This window comes from Pseudomonas sp. NPDC089407 (assembly GCF_044900445.1).
In the GTDB taxonomy this organism is placed as follows: domain Bacteria; phylum Pseudomonadota; class Gammaproteobacteria; order Pseudomonadales; family Pseudomonadaceae; genus Aquipseudomonas.
On record NZ_JBJDNB010000016.1, the window covers coordinates 115,407 to 133,775 of the forward strand.

At 63.2% G+C, this 18,369-nt stretch carries 16 protein-coding genes, 1 rRNA gene and 1 pseudogene; 6 read left to right on the forward strand and 12 right to left on the reverse strand.

Annotated elements, in window-relative coordinates:
- Positions 1-18: 18 nt before the first annotated feature.
- Positions 19-1,050: pseudogene (gene mcpA, locus ACI2KG_RS14640) on the forward strand (methyl-accepting chemotaxis protein McpA); the annotation flags it as partial.
- 114 nt (positions 1,051-1,164) lie between these two features.
- Positions 1,165-1,905 carry a methyl-accepting chemotaxis protein gene (locus ACI2KG_RS14645; protein ID WP_370290711.1) on the forward strand — a complete coding sequence of 247 codons (741 nt, stop codon included), beginning with the start codon at positions 1,165-1,167 and terminating at the stop codon, positions 1,903-1,905.
- 154 nt (positions 1,906-2,059) lie between these two features.
- On the opposite strand, the gene ACI2KG_RS14650 is transcribed toward ACI2KG_RS14645, so the two are convergent.
- The 3 genes from ACI2KG_RS14650 to ACI2KG_RS14660 all read right to left on the reverse strand — a co-directional run bounded on the left by ACI2KG_RS14650 (position 2,060) and on the right by ACI2KG_RS14660 (position 4,828).
- On the reverse strand, positions 2,060-3,124 hold the full coding sequence (locus tag ACI2KG_RS14650) for a hypothetical protein (protein WP_404662391.1): 1,065 nt from the start codon (positions 3,122-3,124) through the stop codon (positions 2,060-2,062).
- Positions 3,125-3,301: 177 nt separating this feature from the next.
- Positions 3,302-3,679 carry a RidA family protein gene (locus ACI2KG_RS14655; protein WP_400617521.1) on the reverse strand — a complete coding sequence of 126 codons (378 nt, stop codon included), beginning with the start codon at positions 3,677-3,679 and terminating at the stop codon, positions 3,302-3,304.
- 12 nt (positions 3,680-3,691) lie between these two features.
- Positions 3,692-4,828, reverse strand: a complete 1,137-nt coding sequence (locus ACI2KG_RS14660) for an NAD(P)/FAD-dependent oxidoreductase (protein WP_404662392.1) — start codon at positions 4,826-4,828, stop codon at positions 3,692-3,694.
- A 115-nt stretch (positions 4,829-4,943) separates the two neighbouring features.
- On the opposite strand from ACI2KG_RS14660, the gene ACI2KG_RS14665 reads away from it, so the two are divergent.
- Together ACI2KG_RS14665 and ACI2KG_RS14670 are read left to right on the forward strand one after the other, a co-directional pair.
- Positions 4,944-5,537, forward strand: coding sequence for a helix-turn-helix domain-containing protein (locus ACI2KG_RS14665; protein WP_404662393.1), 594 nt, complete (start codon positions 4,944-4,946; stop codon positions 5,535-5,537).
- A gap of 217 nt (positions 5,538-5,754) precedes the next feature.
- Positions 5,755-6,540: a sulfite exporter TauE/SafE family protein gene (locus tag ACI2KG_RS14670; protein WP_400617524.1), complete on the forward strand. Its 786-nt coding sequence runs from the start codon at positions 5,755-5,757 to the stop codon at positions 6,538-6,540.
- Between the two features lie 3 nt (positions 6,541-6,543).
- On the opposite strand, the gene ACI2KG_RS14675 is transcribed toward ACI2KG_RS14670, so the two are convergent.
- The gene (locus ACI2KG_RS14675) at positions 6,544-7,083 is read right to left on the reverse strand and encodes a histidine phosphatase family protein (protein ID WP_404662394.1); all 540 of its coding nucleotides are present in this window, start codon (positions 7,081-7,083) and stop codon (positions 6,544-6,546) included.
- 163 nt (positions 7,084-7,246) lie between these two features.
- Between ACI2KG_RS14675 and ACI2KG_RS14680 the strand changes: the two genes are divergently transcribed.
- Positions 7,247-8,335, forward strand: a complete 1,089-nt coding sequence (locus ACI2KG_RS14680; protein ID WP_404662395.1) for a pyridoxal phosphate-dependent aminotransferase — start codon at positions 7,247-7,249, stop codon at positions 8,333-8,335.
- Between the two features lie 150 nt (positions 8,336-8,485).
- On the opposite strand, the gene ACI2KG_RS14685 is transcribed toward ACI2KG_RS14680, so the two are convergent.
- From ACI2KG_RS14685 to ACI2KG_RS14710, 6 genes are all read right to left on the reverse strand, one after another.
- Positions 8,486-8,824 (reverse strand): DUF3325 domain-containing protein, encoded by a 339-nt coding sequence (locus tag ACI2KG_RS14685; protein ID WP_404662396.1) that lies wholly within the window; start codon positions 8,822-8,824, stop codon positions 8,486-8,488.
- Positions 8,821-10,341, reverse strand: a complete 1,521-nt coding sequence (locus ACI2KG_RS14690; RefSeq protein ID WP_404662397.1) for a PepSY-associated TM helix domain-containing protein — start codon at positions 10,339-10,341, stop codon at positions 8,821-8,823. Before ACI2KG_RS14690 ends, ACI2KG_RS14685 begins: the two co-directional genes overlap by 4 nt.
- Positions 10,338-10,625, reverse strand: a complete 288-nt coding sequence (locus ACI2KG_RS14695) for an iron transporter (RefSeq protein WP_404662398.1) — start codon at positions 10,623-10,625, stop codon at positions 10,338-10,340. Before ACI2KG_RS14695 ends, ACI2KG_RS14690 begins: the two co-directional genes overlap by 4 nt.
- A 146-nt stretch (positions 10,626-10,771) precedes the next feature.
- A complete protein-coding gene (locus ACI2KG_RS14700) occupies positions 10,772-13,006 on the reverse strand; it encodes a TonB-dependent siderophore receptor (protein WP_404662399.1) in 2,235 nt (744 codons plus the stop codon).
- A gap of 312 nt (positions 13,007-13,318) precedes the next feature.
- Complete coding sequence (locus ACI2KG_RS14705; protein ID WP_404662400.1) at positions 13,319-14,590, reverse strand: Y-family DNA polymerase; 1,272 nt, start codon at positions 14,588-14,590, stop codon at positions 13,319-13,321.
- Complete coding sequence (locus ACI2KG_RS14710) at positions 14,587-15,024, reverse strand: LexA family protein (RefSeq protein WP_404662401.1); 438 nt, start codon at positions 15,022-15,024, stop codon at positions 14,587-14,589. The genes ACI2KG_RS14705 and ACI2KG_RS14710 overlap by 4 nt, the downstream gene beginning before the upstream one ends.
- Before the next feature lie 102 nt (positions 15,025-15,126).
- On the opposite strand from ACI2KG_RS14710, the gene ACI2KG_RS14715 reads away from it, so the two are divergent.
- Positions 15,127-15,873 carry an SOS response-associated peptidase family protein gene (locus tag ACI2KG_RS14715; RefSeq protein ID WP_404662402.1) on the forward strand — a complete coding sequence of 249 codons (747 nt, stop codon included), beginning with the start codon at positions 15,127-15,129 and terminating at the stop codon, positions 15,871-15,873.
- Between the two features lie 56 nt (positions 15,874-15,929).
- Here ACI2KG_RS14715 and ACI2KG_RS14720 read toward each other — a convergent pair whose 3' ends face one another.
- Together ACI2KG_RS14720 and rrf are read right to left on the reverse strand one after the other, a co-directional pair.
- Positions 15,930-17,738, reverse strand: coding sequence for an ABC transporter ATP-binding protein/permease (locus tag ACI2KG_RS14720; protein WP_404662403.1), 1,809 nt, complete (start codon positions 17,736-17,738; stop codon positions 15,930-15,932).
- A gap of 345 nt (positions 17,739-18,083) precedes the next feature.
- Positions 18,084-18,199: ribosomal RNA gene (rrf, locus tag ACI2KG_RS14725) — 5S ribosomal RNA — on the reverse strand.
- Positions 18,200-18,369 lie beyond the last annotated feature (170 nt).

Genomic DNA, 18,369 nt, shown 5'->3' on the forward strand with positions numbered 1-18,369 from the left:
GGCTCAAGGTCTCGAAACATGAACCTGAAATTTCGCCACAAGATCCTGCTCAGCGCCTGCGGCGTCGTGGTCCTGGCATTTGCCCTGTTCACGCTCTACAACGACTACCTGCAACGCAACACCATCCGCCAGAACATCGAAGCCTCGGTGCAGCAGTCCGGTGCACTGACTGCCAGCAGCGTGCAGAACTGGATGAGCGGGCGCATCCTGGTGCTGGAGAACCTGGCCCAGGACATCGGCCAGCAAGGCGCCGGCGATACGCTGGCCGGGCTGATCGAGCAGCCGTCCTACACGCGCAATTTCCTGTTCACCTACCTGGGCCAGGCAAACGGCGTGTTTACCCAGCGCCCGGATACGCAGATGCCCGCCGGTTATGATCCCCGCCAACGCCCTTGGTACGGCGCCGCCGCCAGTGCCGGGCAAACGGTGCTGACCGCCCCCTACCAGGGCGCCGTCGGTGGCTTGATGGTGACCATCGCCACACCGGTTAAAAGCAAGGCCGATGGTGAGCTGATCGGTGTGGTCGGCGGTGACGTGACCCTCGACACCCTGGTCGAGATCATCAACTCGGTCGACTTCGGCGGCATCGGCCACGCCTTCCTCGCCGACGCCAACGGCCAGGTGATCGTCAGCCCCAACAAAGACCAGGTGATGAAGAACCTGAAGGACATCTACCCGGGCAGCAACCTGCGGGTCGCCGCCGGCATGCAGGATGTTACCCTCAACGGCCAGGACCGGATCATCTCGTTCGCGCCGGTCGCCGGCCTGCCTTCGGCACAGTGGTACATCGGCCTGTCGATCGACAAGGATAAAGCCTACGCCGCACTCAGCCAGTTCCGTACCTCGGCGATCATCGCCATGCTGATCGCCGTAGCCGCCATTGCCGGCCTGCTTGGCCTGCTGATCCCGGTGCTGATGAGCCCGCTGACCACCATGGGCCGCGCCATGCGCGACATCGCCGAGGGCGAAGGTGACCTTACCCGCCGCCTGACCGTGCAGAACCAGGACGAATTTGGCGAACTGGCTACCTCGTTCAACCGCTTTGTCGAGCGTATCCATGCCTCGATCAGCGAAGTGTCGTCGGCCACCCGCCTGGTACATGACCTGTCGGAGAAGGTGGTCGGCGCCTCCAATGCATCGATCAGCGGTTCCGAAGAACAGAGCATGCGCACTAACAGCGTGGCGGCGGCGATCAACGAACTGGGTGCCGCCACCCAGGAAATCGCCCGCAATGCCGCTGATGCCTCGCAACATGCCAGCGGCGCCAGCGAACAGGCGCACGGCGGCCGTGAAGTGGTGGAAGAAGCGATCAGCGCCATGACCGCCCTGTCGCAGCGCATCAGCGAGTCGTGTGCGCAGATTGAAACGCTCAACGCCAGCACCGATGAAATCGGCAAGATCCTCGACGTGATCAAGGGCATCTCGCAGCAGACCAACCTGCTGGCACTGAACGCCGCGATCGAGGCAGCGCGTGCCGGTGAGGCTGGCCGTGGCTTTGCCGTGGTGGCCGACGAGGTGCGCAACCTGGCACACCGTACCCAGGAATCGGCGGAAGAAATCCACCGCATGATCACCAGCCTGCAGGTAGGCTCGCGCGAAGCGGTACACACCATGAACACCAGCCAGGTGTCCAGCGAGCAGACCGTGCAGGTGGCCAACCAGGCCGGCGAGCGCCTGGCCAGCGTGACCCAGCGCATCGGTGAAATCGATGGCATGAACCAGTCGGTGGCCACGGCTACCGAAGAGCAGACCGCCGTGGTCGAAAGCCTCAACCTGGACATCACCCAGATCAACGCGCTGAACCAGCAAGGGGTGGAGAACCTCAATGAAACCCTGCGCCATTGCGACCAACTGGCCCAGCAGGCCGGGCGCTTGAAACAGTTGGTGGGCAGTTTCAGGATCTAGATGCTGGAATCAGGCGTCAACGGCCACTGGCTGTTACCGCCTGTACCGACCCAATCGCCGGCAAGCCAGCTCCCACAGGTACAGCGCTGCCCTCGGGCCTTGTGATATCCCTGTGGGAGCTGGCTTGCCGGCGATTGGGCTGCGCAGCAGCCCCTTAGGCCACTGCCGCTTTCACTGCCTTGCCCCGCCGCACCCAGGCCAGCAACACCGCCGCCATCAGCACAAAGCCCAGGTAGCCGAACAGCGGGTACACCTCGCCCACCAAGCTGATGAACCCCACCAGGCTGCAGCCGAACGCCACTGCCCCGGTCACCACCGAGCCCCAGCGGAACTTCGCCGTGCCTGCCGGCAACAGCCGCGACAGGAACGAAAACAGCGTGCCCACAGCGGTGTTGACGATCATGCCGAAGATGATCAGGCACATCACCAGCCCCAGCAGCGGCGACACTTCGTTGGCAATCGACAACATCGGCATCGGCAAGTCGGCCACGCTGTCCAGGCGCGACAGCAGCCCGGCGCTCATCACCAGCATCAGGCCACCCAACGCCGCTCCGCCGAGCAGGCCACCCCACATTGCGGTTTTCTCGCCCTTGGCCGAACCGCCCAGAATGGCCAGGATCGGCGCACCCGCCACAATGTTGTACGACACATACAGGAACGCGCCCAGTAACCAGTGGTGGGTGCCGGCCTGTTGCTGGCTGGCCAGCTGGTCGAGCGCAGCAAAACGCTGTTCACGGCTGAACACGGCATACAGCGCAATTGCCGAGGCCACCAGGATCAGCAACGGCGTGATGGCGCCAATCGCCAGGATCACCTTGCGCACGTCCAGGCACACGATACCGACCACCACCAGTGTCACCAGCACGCTGCCGGTCAGCGCCGGGATGCCGAACTGCTGCTCCAGCAGCGCACCACCGCCGGCCAGCATGACCACGGTGACAGCGAACATGAAAAAGGTGATCAGCCAGTCGACGAACAGGCCCAGGTGGCGGCCACAGATGGCCTGGATCACATCCTTGTGCGAAGTAGCCTGCTGGCGGTTGCCCAACCCTGCCAGCGCCATGCCGAGGAAGGTGAACAAGGCGGCGCTGACCAACGCGCCCACCAGCCCCCACAGGCCGAAATCGACAAAGAACAACAACAGTTCCCGCCCTGAAGCGAACCCCGCCCCCACGATCACGCCGACAAATGCGCCGGCAATCTTCAGTTGCTCTTGCATGTGAACCTCTGGATTTATTTTTGTATTTGTTAACGGCCCTTCTGATGCAACGCCGGCCCTGTGGGAGCGGGTTCACCCGCGAAGTGGGCAACGCGGTGCATGGCACCGGCTACGCCGGTGTTCGCGGCTAAAACCGCTCACACAGGGACCGGCAAGCATGCGCAGCCTCCGGCCCAGTCAGGCGTCGCCGACGAACGCTTGCACTTCGATCTCCACATCAACCCCCAGCGCCAGCGCCGAGGCCACGGTAGAGCGCACCGGCAACGCGGCACCGAAGAATTCCTTGTAGACCTCGTTGAAACCGGCGAAATGGCTCATGTCCGACAGCCATACCGTGACCTTGACCACCTGGTCGAAGCGCGCGTCGCAAGCAGCCAGGCTTTCGCCGATGCGTTCGCAGGCGGCGCGAGTCTGGGCCTGGATGTCACCGCGCACCACTTCACCACTGGCGCTCATTGGCACCTGACCGGAGAGAAACAGAAAACCGCCGGCCTTCACCGCGCGGGAAAACGGGAACGGCAGGCTGCTGGGGAAACGCTGGATATCAGTGCTCATGGGGTATTCCTTTCAGGGTTGCTGGAAACGGGCCGGGGACAGGCGCTCGGGCGCCACCCCCTGGCTGACAAGGCTTGGGCACAGGGGTTGGCCAAGCAGCAGGTCGGCGGCCAGGCGCGAGGCGCCCGCTGCCGACTGGATGCCATAACCGCCCTGCGCCGCCAGCCAGAAGAACGCGGGCGCTTGCACATCGAAACCGATCACCAGGTCGCCATCGGCGACGAACGAGCGCAGCCCGGCCCAGGTGTGGCTGGGGCGGCGAATGGCCAGGGTGGTCATGGCTTCGATGTTGTAGATACCCAGGGCCACGTCGAACTCCTCGGGCGCGGCATCCTGTGGCTCGACCGGGTCGGCATTGGCTGGCGAACCCAGCAACTGGCCGGCATCGGGCTTGAAGTAGAAGCTTTCATCAACGCCGATCACCGCCGGCCAGCGGGCGAAGTCCTGGTCTGCCGGGCCGGGGAAGGTGAAGGCACTGCGCCGACAAGGTTGCAGGCCAATGGCGGCCACACCGCATTGTTCGGCCACACGGTCGGCCCATGCACCCGCAGCGTTGACCAACTGGCGCGCCTGCACACGGTTGCCACCGCCCAGCTCTACCTGCCAATGGTCGCCCAGGTAACGCGCCTGGATCAGTTCGGCGTTGCAGCGCAGTTCACCGCCAGCAGCGCGATAACCACGCAGAAAGCCTTGGTGCAGGGCGTGCACATCAAGGTCCATTGCACCCGGCTCCAGCACGGCGCCAGCCAGGGTTTCACCCCGCAGGCTCGGCACCAGGGCCAGGGCAGCGTCGCGCTCGAGCAGGCTGACCTCGGTGCCGTTGGCCAGGTTCTGCGCGTGGGTTTGCTCAAGCAGCTCGCGCTGCTCGACGCTGGCCACATACAGGCAGCCACGCGGCTCCAGCAACGGGTGTTCGCAGAAGCCCTGTGGCGGCGTTTCGTAAAAGGCCCGGCTGGCGCGGGTCAGCGCCTGGATCTGCGGGGTCCCGTACGCCTCCATGAACATCGCCGCCGAACGCCCGGTGGAATGGTAACCAGGCTGCGACTCGCGTTCGAGCAACAGCACCCGCTGCCGGCCGGCCAGGCGATAGCCCAGCGAAGCACCGGCGATGCCGGCGCCGATGATGAGGGTGTCGTAGATCGAGGTCATGCACGCTCCTGCCAAGCCAATTATCATTTATGAGAATTCTAATATATGAGAATTTAGGAGTACGCAAGGGCCCAAGGTAAGATGCCCGACCAACGCCGCATGCCGAGACCGCTGAATGCCCGCTGCCCTACCCCTGCTTGACCGCGCCGTAGTCGGCCAGCGCCTGCGCCAGGTGCGCAAGGCGCGCCAGATGACCCTTAAGCAATTGTCCGAAATCAGTGGCGTGCCACTGTCCACCTTGTCGAAGATGGAACTGGCGCAGGTGTCGGTCAGTTACGAAAAACTCGCGGCCGCCGCGCGCGCGTTGAATGTTGATATTGCCCAGCTGTTTCGCGCCAGCGGCACGGTCAGCGCGCCGGTACCGGTGACGGTGGTGGTCGACTCGTTGCCGGCCGCGGCGGGCTATTCGACCGGCACCTATGATTATCACCCGATTGCCGGCGACTTTCCGGAACGGCGCATGACCCCGGCTTATGCCCGCATCATTGCCCGCGAACGCGGCCAGTTCGACGATTTTATCCGCCACCCTGGGCAGGAGTTCGCGCTGGTGTTAAGCGGGCGTGTGCGTATCGAGTTCGAGACCGGTGAAGCGGTGAGTATCGGGCCGCAGGAAACGGCCTATTTCGACAGCCAGGTGGGGCACATCTACCTGTCGGAAAGCGACGATGGGGGTGATGCGCATGTGATGGTGGTGATGACTGATCGTTGATCGGGGGGCCTGTAGTGCCCCCTATCGCCGGCAAGCCAGCTCCCACACCAACCGCATGGGCCTCAGCCTCTATGCAGTACCTGTGGCTTGCCGGCAATAGGGGTATTACAAGCTACGCGCGGTTATAACCTAATAACGAACAAGTCTATTTGGCTATAAAAAAATCTATATGCTGGCTGCATCCGATAACGGGCAAAGTTGGGCAGTCGAGTAGCGTATGGATGTAGGTTCTTTCGGTTTCACCATTGCTGGCCTGATCGTGGGTTTCATCGTCGGCATGACCGGCGTCGGTGGCGGCTCGCTGATGACCCCGATTTTGCTGTGGTTTGGCATCAGCCCGGCTACCGCTGTCGGTACTGACCTGCTCTATGCTGCCATCACCAAAGCCAGTGGCGTCTGGGTGCATGCGCGCAACAAGAACATCGACTGGAAAATCACCGGCCTGCTCAGCCTGGGTAGCGTGCCTGCCGCAGCACTGACGCTGTGGTTCCTCAGCACGCTGCATACCGACACGTCTGCCCTGAACGGCATCATCAAGCAAGGCCTGGCGGTGGTGCTGATCCTGACCGCGCTGGCCATCCTGTTCAAATCGCGCTTGCAGGCTTTTGCCAATCGCCATGCCGGTGACCACTACCACCTCAGCGACCGCAGCCTGAACACCCTGACCGTGCTGACCGGTGTGGTACTGGGCGTGATGGTCACGCTTACCTCCATCGGTGCTGGTGCGTTGGGTACCGTAGCGCTGTTCCTGCTCTACCCGTTCCTGGTCACCCGCCGCCTGGTCGGTACCGAAATTGCCCACGCCGTGCCGCTTACCCTGGTAGCAGGCCTGGGCCATGCCGGCATGGGCAACATGGACTGGTCGTTGCTGGGCTACCTGCTGCTGGGTTCGCTGCCGGGCATCTACCTGGGCAGCCACCTCACCGGGCGAATCTCTGACCGGGTGCTGCGCCCGTGCCTGGCCGCCATGCTGCTGCTGATCGGCTATAAACTGGCGTTCTGACCCTCAGCCCAGGCGCAGGCGCCACTGCCCGGTAAAGCTCAGTTCCAGGCGTGACAGTGGCAACACATCGATACGCTGCCCGGCACTCATCGGGCAGCCCAGCACCTGTACCAGCACGGCGCGCATGACCAGCGGATGGGTCACTGCCAGCCATTCCCCCGGCCTGTCGAAGGCCGCCAGCCAGGTGGCCATGCGCTTGCACAGCGCGGCGAACGACTCCCCCCCATGCACCGCACTGGCCGGATCCTGCAGCCAGTCGGCCAACGCCTGGGGCTGCTCGGCTTGCAGCTGCTTCAATGCCATACCCTGCCAACGCCCCAGGTCACAATCGGCCAATGCCGGCTCGACCTCCACTGCATCCGACAACCACGCCGCTGTCTCGCAGGCCCGACGCTCCGGCGCCGTCAGCAGCTGCACACCCGGCAGGTTCACAGCAGGTGGTTGCGCCAGCGGCAGGATGCCGTCGTCTACACGGTGCAGGTGTCCGGTCTTCTGGGCCTGGGTCAGGGCGTGGCAGATCAAGGTCAGGCGGATGGCTTTCACCAAGGCTTCTCGTGGTGGACTGGGGCGCAAGCTTTAGCATGCCACGGTGATTTTGGCTGCAACAGTGTCGGTTGCTGACCGCGATTGCAGCGATTTGCCATCATTAATTCCTGTAGCGGCGTTTCGTCCCTGAAGTGACCAATAACAACAGGGACATCGACGCATGACCGATTTATCACGTCGCTCGCTGGTGGGCCTGGGCATGGCCCTACCGCTGCTCGGGCACATCAACTGGGCCAATGCTGCACCATTCGCCGCGACCACCAACACCGGCCCCACGCGCATCAACTACAACGAAAGCCCTTGGGGGCCGAGCCAGGCTGCACGCGAGGCGATGCGCGAAGGCATCAGCCTGTGCGGTCGCTACCCCTACGATGCGCAATACCGATTGATCGACCTGTTTGCCGGCGAGCACGGCCTGGCATCGGACCAGGTTCAGGTGTTCTGCGGTTCGAAACTGGCGTTACAGCACGCGGTGATGGCTTTTACCGGGCCGCGTAGCCTAGTGGTACCGGAACCGTCTTATGAAGCGCCAGCGGAAGCAGCCACCGGTCAGGGTACCCAGGTGCACAGCGTCGCCCTCGACGCCCGCCACGCCCATGACATCGACGCCATGCTGGCGGCCGACCGTGCAGCGGGGCTGATCTACCTGTGCAACCCCAACAACCCCACCGGCACCGTCACCCCACGAGAAGATATCGAACGGTTGCTGGCGCGCAAACCGGCGGGTAGCGTGGTGCTGGTAGACGAGGCCTACATTCATTTCAGCGATGCGCAGAGCTGTATCGATCTGGTCAAGGAGCACCCCGAACTGCTGGTGCTACAGACTTTTTCCAAGCTGTATGGCATGGCAGGCGCGCGCCTGGGCCTGGCGATCGGCCAGGCGCCGCTGCTGCAGCGGCTGGAGGCGTTCGACGGCCAGAACGTCGCTGCGGCGCCCACCTTGCTGGCGGGCCTGGCCAGTTTGCAGGACCGCCAGCTGGTGCGGCAGCGCAAGGCCGACAACGCCCGCTTGCGCGACCAGACCATTGCCTGGCTGGCCAAACGTGGCTGGCGCTGCACGGCGTCGCAGACCAACTGCTTCATGATCGATATGCGTGGGCCGGGGCAAGCGGTGGTCGAGCGGCTGGCCGAGGAAGGTGTGCTGGTCGGGCGGATCTGGCCGAGCTGGCCGAACTGGGTGCGGGTGAGCGTCGGCGATGAGCAGGACATGCAGCGCTTTCGTGCGGCGTTTGCCAAGGTAACTGGCTAAACAGGAACACGCGCTCTGTGTAGGAGCGGCCTTGTGTCGCGATCGGCCGCACAGCGGCCCCAAATTTTTAGCTTCGCAGCAGAAATCCCCGGGGCCGCTGCGCGGCCGATCGCGACACAAGGCCGCTCCTACACAGAGTGCGCGCCATATTCAGAGGCAGCTAACCAGCTGAACCAAGCCCCACACCGGCAGCGCGCCTGTCAGCCCCACCGCCAGCCTTGGCCAGTACGGCAGCAGCATCACCAGCAGTATCCCGGCCAGCGACAGCACACCCAGCCAGGCCACTGGCCCCATGGCCCAGCCCCAGGCCTTGGCACACAGCACCAGGCTGGCCAGCAGCGCCAGCCACCCGGCACCGCGCAAGCCGACCCGCAATGCACGTGGGCAGGCCCGGTTCCATACCTGCTTGTAATGCCGCTCCAGCCCTTGGCACAGCCCGAGCATGCCGGCGTAGGCAAACAACACGCCGCCTGTAATCCACATCATCATGCCTCGGCCTCTCTCTGCCGCCCTGCCCTGGCCTTCTGCTGCGCCGGCTGCGCTTGCCGAAGCTGCCAGGCCGCCAGCCCAAGCAATACCCCCAGCACCAGTGCACCAGCGGCAACCCCCAGGCGCATCGTGTCTTCCAGGCCACCGAACGCACCCAGGCCAATGCACAGCAATGCCGCCAACAGCAGTTGCTCGACCCAGGCCCGGCGCGGGGGCCGGATACCGGCATGCAGCAGCGCCAGCAGCCATACGCCGAAGAATGCGCGCACCTCCCAGCTTTCCCGCTGCAGCAACTCCACCGGCAGCAGGCGGCTGGCCCACAGCAGCCCCACGCACGCCAGCAGCAAACCGCTGATGAAGCCGACGTTGCACACCTCGGCTACCCGGTACCAACGCCGCGCCGAAGCCTCGGCGCTGGCAGTGGCGTACTTGCGCCCGCGCTTGACGCAGAACAGCACCAGGCCGCTGGCGATCATCAGGCAACTGATCAGCCCGCAGATGAAGTACAGCCAACGCATCGGGTAACCGCCGAACTGGGCAAAGTGCAGGCCGACCATGACCCGCTGGGTCAGCGGCACCGCACGCCACGCTGGCACGTCGCTGAGCAGCTGCCCGCTGACGCCATCGAAGACCATGGCCTGGCCTTTGGCTAGCGCAATACGGTTGCCTAACTCGGGGCGGACTTCGATACGCGCCGCGGCGGTGTTGGGGTTACGGATGTTCAAGCCGCCAATCGGCCCCAGCCGTGCCTCGGCCTGGGCCAGCAACGGTGCCACATCGACCAGCGCGGCGGGTTGCCTGGCCAGGCCACGGGGTTGCTCGAGGCGGGCATTGCCCTGAGCCTGGAAGTAGGCGCGGGTGTCGCCGGCGAACAGGGCATCAATGCCGGCCGGGATGTAGATGAGCATGAAGATCACCAGGCCGGTGTAGGTGATCATCAGGTGGAACGGCAGCAACAGCACCGCGCTGGCGTTATGGAAATCCAGCCACGAGCGCTGGCCTTTGTTCGGCCGGAAGGTGAAGAACTCCTTGAAGATCTTCTTGTGGATGACAATGCCGGTCACCAGTGCCGCCAGCATCACCAGTGCCAGTGCGCCGACCACAAAAATGCCCCAGTTGCGTGGCAGGTCGAGGGTAAAGTGGAAGCGGAAAAAGAAATTGCCGCCGACACTGTCACGCACGTCGATTGCCTCACCAGTGCGTGGGTCGAGTTGCACACCCCCACCGTGGCGCCGTTCGCCAGTGGACACCCGCAGCCCAGGCGAACGCTCGTTCGGCAAGCTGATAGCCCAGTTACCGGCCTGCGGCTCGTGGGCCTGCAGGTAGGCGATGGCGCGCTGGGCAGCATCGGCCTGGGTCACCTGGGTGGCCGGGATCTCCGGTTGCATCCAGTGATTGAGTTCCTTGTCGAACACCGCCAAGGTGCCCGTGACGAAGATGGCAAACAGCAGCCAGCCAACAATCAGCCCGGCCCAGGTGTGCAGCCAGGCCATCGATTGGGTGAAGGTGTTCTTCATGCCAGCCACTCCAGCGCTTGGGGCCAGAAGCCGATCAGGCTCAGGGGTGCGGCCAGCACCAGCGGCGCCCAGGCGCGCAGGGCATCACGGCTGGCGAAGGCCCAGAGTATGGCGGCGGTGTAAACGATGAAGGCCGGCAAGGTCGCGACGATGACCGCATCGCCGGCGGGCAGCGGCAGGATGCGGGCCAGGCAGGCACTGGCGGCGTAGCTGAGGGCATAGCCGCCGAGCAAGGCGGCGGCGCTGCGGGAGAGGATCTGCAGCCAGGCGGGGGCTTTGACCATCAGGGGGCTCCTTGGCATGTACAGGGCAGGCTTCTGGGGCTGCTTCGCAGCCCGATCGCGACACAAGGCCGCTCCTACAGGGAGACGCGAATCGCCTGTAGGAGCGGCCTTGTGTCGCCATCGGGCCGCAAAGCGGCCCCGCGCTGTCAGAAGTTGATATTCAGCGCAGCAAACACTGCCCTGCCCGGCTGGTTATAGGTATTGGCCCCCGAGGTGCTGGCATTGCCGCCCCGCAGGATCTGCTTGTCGAACACGTTGTTCACCCCTACCCGCACGTCGTAGTTGGCGTTGAACTTGTACCCGGCACTTACATCCACCAGGCCGTAGGCCTCGACATCTTCCTGTGCGGTCTTGTCGTAGTCCTGCTCGGTGCGATAGTTGTAGGTCGGCGATTTCTGCTTGCCGAAATAAGTGCCTGCCACCTGGAACGACAGCTGCTCCGTGGCGCGCCAGTCAAGGGTGGTGTTGACGGTGTATTGCGGAATCACCGACAGCGGCTCGCCGGTCTCGCGGTTGTCGTTGTCGAGCATCCAGGTCAGGTTGGTGTTCCAGTCCAGTGCCGGGCTCAGCTCGACGAAGAAGTTGCCTTCGATGCCTTCCACCCGCGCCTTGCCGGCGTTGTCCCACTGGGTCACGCGGCTACCGGTGCCGATGGTGTACAGCACATCGGTATCACCGATGATCTTGTTCTTGTAGTCATTGCGGAAGTAGGTGGCACTGGTGCGCCAGCTGCCGCGGTCGTAGAGCAGGCCGATTTCCTTGTTGACGCTGATCTCGGGCTTGAGGTCGGCGTTGCCCTGCAGGTAGCAGCCACCGTTGTTGGTCTGCTGCACGCTGCAGCCGTTGCCACGGCTGTACAGCAGGTAATTGGGGTTGGACTGGTAGAGGTTGGGCACCTTGTAGGCACGCGCAATGCCGCCTTTTACCGACAGCGCTTCAGTCAGCTTGTGCGACAGGTTGAGGCTGGGGCTGAAGTTGTCGCCGAAGGTTTCGTGATGGTCGAAACGCAGGCCCGGGGTAATGGTGGTATCGCCGACAATGATGTTGTCCTCGACGAACAGCGCATAGCTGCGCGCGGTCATCTTCGAGCTGCTGCGATCGAAGCCGACCAGCCCGCCATTGCTGGTGGGGTCGGAGCTTTGCGGGCGCAGCGAACCTTGGTCATTGAGTGCTTCGTACAGGTATTCACCCCCGAGGGTCAGCACATGCTCGGTGCTGCCCATGGCGAACGGCAGGTTCACTTCGCTGCTCAGGCGCGTGTTGCGCAGGCGCGACATGGCGCCACCCTCGTCGCTTGGCGCGCCTTCGGTACGCCCGGCCAGGCCCTCGTTGAGGCGCCAGTTGCGCACGTACTCGTAGGCCAGCGTGGTCTTGCTGGTACCCCAGGTAAAATCCCCCAGGTGGATCAGGTCGTAGGTGCTGCGCTGCATCACGTTGGTTTCATGGCCGTACAGGCTGGAAACGAAGTCGACGTCACCGCCGCCGTTGCTGTTCATGGTGTCGCCGGCAAAGATGTTGCCCTGGCGGCTGTAGCCGGCACTGGCTTCAAGACGATGCTCGTCGTTCAGCTTCCAGCTCAGCAGGCCGTTGATGTCCTTGTTGCGCACGCCTTCGCGACCCGCTACCAAGGCACTGGTGGCATGCCCGGCGTTGATGTCGAGGTCGTCGGCATCGGTCTTGGCCAGGCCGCCATATAGGCGGAAACCTAGGTTGTCGGTAAGGCCGCCACCGAGGTTGAAGTTGGCCCGGCGGCTTGCGCCTTCGGCGTTGTCTTCGGGCAGCTGGGTGTACAGGCTGACGCTGCCTTTGAGCGCGTCGGTCGGGCGCTTGGTGATGATGTTGACCACCCCACCCATGGCGCCGGAGCCGTAGCGTGCCGCCGCCGGGCCACGCAAAATCTCGATGCGCTCGACCGCCTCGGCCGGTACCCAGTTGGTTTCACCGCGGGTATCGCGGTCGCCGTTCCAGCCGTAGCGCACGGCGTTACGCGCGCTGGACGGCTTGCCGTCGATGAGGATCAGGGTGTTTTCCGGGCCCATGCCGCGCAAGTCGATCTGACGGTTGTTGCCACGGGCGCCACTGGCGCTGTTGCCGGTCAGGTTGACCCCGGGCTCGCGGCGGATGATGTCGGACAGGTCGTTGGCCGGCGGGTGGCGCTTGATATCGTCGGCGGTGATGATCGACGAACCCAGTGCCTGGCGCGCCTCGCGCTCGGCGGTGATCAGGGTGTCCTGGATCACCAGCGCGTTGTCGGCCACCGGCACTTCCAGCACCTCACCCGCACGCTGCTCCTCGGCTTGCGCCGCGGTGGCCATCATGGCCGGCGACGCCAGCGCGACGAACGCCAGGGCCAGGCTGTTGGGTGAAGTTCTGCACTGCATGGGTACATCTCCTGCGATTCATGAGCGAAAAGGCACATCCCTGTCGGAAACCGGGAGCCCTCGCCCACCGGCCCCGCAAACACAGTTTGGCGGCCAACAGGGGTGGTAAATATAAGGGTTCGTAAATGAGAGTAAATCGTATTTACGAAGTTTACATGTTTGTAACGGAACTTTGCTGAAACGCGGGATAGCGCCAATTCCAGTATTTGACCGCGATCAGTGTGGGAGCGGGTTCACCCGTGACGGTGGCGTTGCGTTAAGTTTTGGAGATGCTGCGATTGGGCGCGGGAATGTCGGCGCGCGTCGCAATATTCAGCCGACCCGCCACAACCCGTCCACCTGAGTGGTGAAACCTTCGCTCATCAACTCCCGACGCATCGCCCACTCCGCTGCCGCCGGTACTGCTGCGCTGCGCAATGTGCCCCGCCCCCAGCGCGCGTTGACGCCATCAATTACCGCCATGACCCGTTCCGCGCTCTGCGTTTGCCGAGCGCTGAACAAATCGCCGGTGTACTCGCCGCGCTGGCACAGGTCCAGCAGCAGCACCTCCGCCTTGCTGTAGCGAAAGCCTTGCCGATAGACCCGCTCCAGTGCCTCCAGGGCCATGCGCGTGAGCAGGCGCAGGTCATCGGTGGGATAGGGCAACTGCACCAGCACACCATTGGCATAACGTGGCTCGTCAGGGTTGAACATGCCGGTACGAATGCTCACGCGCATGCGCCGGGCCAGCGAGCGCTGCTGGCGCAGCTTTTCCGAGGCGCGCATCACGTAGGTGGCGACCGCTTCCTTGAGCGGCGCAAGCGCGGTCAGGCGCTGGCCAAACATGCGGCTGCAACAGATTTCCTGCCGTGGCGGGGCGACGTCCTCCAGTTGCAGGCAGGGTGTGCCAGCCAGTTCGCGGGCGGTCTTCTCCACCAGCACGCTGAACGTCTTGCGCAGCAGACCGGGGTCCGCACAGGACAGGTCCCAGGCGGTGCGAATGGCCATAGCCTGCAGGTGCGCGGTAAGGCGTTTGCCGATGCCCCAGACTTCGGACACATCGCACTTTTTCAATACCCACTCATACTTCACCGGGTCGCGCAGATCGACCACCCAGCCACTCTGCCTGGCCCAACGCTTGGCTGCATGGTTGGCCAGCTTGGCCAAGGTCTTGGTGCCGGCGATACCGACGCCAACCGGGATGCCGGTGTGCTTGAACACCCGCTCGCGGATACAACGGCCAAGGTACTCGAGGTCGCCGGGCATGCCCGTGAGGTCGGCAAAAGCCTCGTCGATGGAATACACCTCCAGCGCCGGGACCATGCCTTCGATCACCGTCATCACCCGCTGGCTCATGTCGCCGTACAGCGCATAGTTGGAGGAAAACGCCACCACGCCGTGGCGCTGCAACAGATCCTTTACCTGGTAGTAGGGCTGCCCCATCTTCACCAGCGCCTTGGCTTCGGCACTGCGGGCGACGATGCAGCCGTCATTGTTGCTGAGCACGACGATGGGCGTACGCGACAGATCGGGACGGAATACCCGTTCGCAGCTGGCGTAGAAACTGTTGCAATCGATCAGGGCGAACACTGGCGAAGGTTTCATGTGGCGCCTGCCGGGTCATGGCTGCGCACGCTGAACGTGACCACGCCCCAGATCGTCAGGTCTTCACCCTCCATGATGTAACGGGGCGCATAGCGCGGGTTTTCCGAGCGCAGCATGACTTGCCCGGCGCTATGCTGCAGGCGCTTGCACAGCGGCTCGCCGTTGACCGCAGCAATCACGATATGGCCATGGCGCGCCTCGATCGAGCGGTCGACCAGCACCAGGTCGCCGTCGAAGATGCCGGCACCCTGCATGCTGTCGCCGTCTATCCTCACCAGGTACATGTGCGGTGCGCGCAGGTTGAACAGCTCATCCAGCGAAATGGGCTGCTCCATATGATCCGCTGCAGGTGACGGAAAGCCTGCCGGAACACGGAACAGATAGCGCGGCACAGCTGCGCTGCCGCAAGTGATGGGACCCAGGATGAAAGTCATGACACGGCCTTGAAAATAAACTGTATGCATATACAGTAAACGCTGTGCCGGGTATCCGGTCAATTTCGCCGTAAGAAATTTCGACAAGTGGGGGGACATGCCATGTGCGGACGCTTTGCCCAGTATCAGGGCCTGGTCGACTACCTGCGCGAACTGGACGCCGAACAGGACGTGATCAGCGGCTACGACAACGTGCCGATTGGCCGCTACAACGTCGCCCCTGGCAGCCGCGTGCTGATCCTGCACAACGCCGACAATGGCTTGCGCATCGACCCCTGCCATTGGGGCTGGGCGCCGTTCTGGGCCACCGGCAAACGCCCCGCACCGATCAACGCTCGGGTCGAGACGGTGACCACCGGCAAGTTTTTCAAGGCACTGTGGCCGCAAGGGCGGGCGCTGGTCATGGCCGATGGCTGGTACGAGTGGGTGCCTGACCCGCAAGATCCCAAGCGCAAGCAGCCCTATTTTATTCGCCTGAAAAGCCAGGCGCCGATGTTCATGGCGGCACTGGCCGAAGTGCGCACAGGGCTGGGCCCCCATGAAGGCGACGGCTTCGTGATCATTACGGCTGCCAGTGACGAAGGGATGGTCGATATCCACGACCGCCGGCCCCTGGTGCTGGGGCCGGCAGATGCACGGGCATGGATCGACCCGGACCTGGGCGCCGAACAGGCCGAACGCCTGGCCCGGGAGCGCTGCCTGCCGGTGGAGGCGTTCGAGTGGTTTCCCGTGGCCAAGGATGTCGGCAATGTGCGCAATGAAGGGGCCGAGTTGATTGCGATGCTCGATACCAACCCTGAGACCCTATCGCCGGCAAGCCAGCTCCCACCCCGACCGCGCGGATCTTGAGGCATGCGCTATCCCTGTGAGAGCTGGCTTGCCGGCGATAGGGCCGTCAAGCCGAGCTAGGCCAGCACGGGCTGCTGCTCCAGCAACGACCAACCGCCATGCCCATCCACTTCCAGACGATGGGTATGGAACCCCGCCAGCGTGCTGCGGTGCCCGACACTGACTAGCAGCGCACCCGGCATTTCCGTGCGCAGCAGCGAGTACAGGGCATGTTCGAGGCCCTCATCCATCGCCGAGGTGGACTCGTCGAGGAACACCACCTGCGGCCGGTTGAACAACACCCGGGCGAACGCCAGACGCTGCTGTTCACCCACAGAGAGGATATGTGACCAATCGCAACTGACATCCAGGCGCTCGGCCAGGTGGGCAAGGTTGACCTGGCGTAACGCCTGCTGCATTTGCACCTCATCCTCCGGCTTGCTGGCTGCCGGGTAGGCAATGACCGTACGCAAATCACCCAGTGGCAGGTAGGGGCGTTGCGACAGAAACAGTGCCTGATGGCCGGTTGGCCGCCTGACTTCACCTTCGGCATAGGGCCAAAGGCCCGCCAACGCACGCAGCAGCGTGGTCTTGCCACTGCCCGATGGCCCTTTGATCAACAACGCCTGACCGGCGTGCAGGTTCAGGTCGAGGTTGGCAATCAGGGCGTGCCCATCCGGGCGCAGCACCTGCAGGCCAGCGATCTGCAGCGCATGCGCCTGCTCCTCTGTGAGCACCCGAGGCAAGGCACTTGCCTGCTCGTTGGCATCGAGGAAACCGGTCAGACGGTCGAGGGTAGCCCGGTACTGGGCGAACGCATCGTACGACTCGCGAAAGAACGACAACGAATCCTGCACCTGGCCAAAGGCCTGGGAGGTTTGCATGACGTCACCCAACTTGATCGCCCCACTGAAGAAGCGCGGTGCCTGCAGAATGAACGGGAACACCACGGCGACCTGGCTGATACCCAGGTTGAAGCCACTGAATTTGAGGTTCCGGAACACTAACGCCCAGGCATTCACGATCAGGGCAGCAAAGCGGCCCAGCAAAGTGCCCCGCTCGACTTGCGCACCTTGGTAGAAGGCGATGTTTTCGGCGTTTTCGCGCAGCCGCATCAATGCGTAACGGAAGTTGGCGGTGAGTTTCTCGTTAAGGAAATTCAAGCGGATCAACGGACGCCCAAGACGGAAAGCGACCCAGGTAGCGACGATTACGTACAGGTACACAGCGAATACCATCGCCCGTGGGATTTCCACCCCGGCCACTGCCAACGGTGCCGACAACCCCCAGAGAATGCCGGTAAACGCGACCAGTGACACCAGTGCACTGACCGCGCCCAGGGCCAGGGAAACCGAGTTGCTGACGAAGGCGTTGACGTCCAGTTCAATACGCTGGTCGGGGTTGTCCACCGGCTCGGCGAGGAACTGGCCACGGTAGTAGGCATCGCCGTGCATCCAGTCGTGGGTCAATCGCTCGGTCAGCCACACCCGCCACTTGATGCTGAATGCCTGGCTTACATAGAAGGTGAACAGCGAACGCAGCACATGGATGGTAGCCAGCACCGCGAAGACCCCGAGCAAGTACCAGAACGCCACTTGATCAAGGCCCTGCAGGGCGCTGTAGAAACCGTTGTACCAGAACGAGAACAGCACGTTGAGGCGCACCGAAAACAGCGTCAGCACCAGCAGCAGGGCAAACACCAGCAACGGCCGCCAACTGCGCCTGAAACTGAAATAAGGCCCGGCAAGCTGCCAGAACTGGCTGCCCCAGCGGGTACAACGTACGGCCAGAATGGCGGCGGCGGTGAAGCCGACAAGGGTGATGAACGAGGCGATTGCCAGCCAGCTCAGGCTCTCTTGCAAGGCCTGGTGCCAGTTCATGTCCATGGTAGGTATCCGTGCTGAGTATTTCCGCGAGCGTAGCACTGCACTGCGGTTGTTCAGGCATAGATGACACACGTTTCATGATTGCGTTACGCGGCACGCTAGCTGGCGAACATGAAAGGGCCGAATACGGCAGGCTCCTCACCTGTTTACGCGGTCCCTGTAGGAGCGGCTTTAGCCGCGAACACCGGCGAAGCCGGTGCATGCACCGCGTTGGATTCTTCGCGGGCTCGCTTGCTCCCACAGGGAATCGGACATGGCCGGGGATCTGAGTAAGGGTTGATATTTTTTGAACCACAAAGACAAAACCCCTACCTGCATGCGCAGATAGGGGTTTTGCGAAATGAATCTTGACGATGACCTACTCTCACATGGGGAAACCCCACACTACCATTGGCGATGCATCGTTTCACTGCTGAGTTCGGGATGGGATCAGGTGGTTCCAATGCTCTATGGTCGTCAAGAAATTCTGTAGCCAGAATGTCCAGATGGACAGCCCAGCGAATTCGGATATGTGATATTTAGGGTGCTTTTGTGAACAGTGCGAACTTTCGGTTCGTATCATCTTCACCACCACAATTTGGCTTTCGTGCGCAAATTGCTTGGGTGTTATATGGTCAAGCCTCACGGGCAA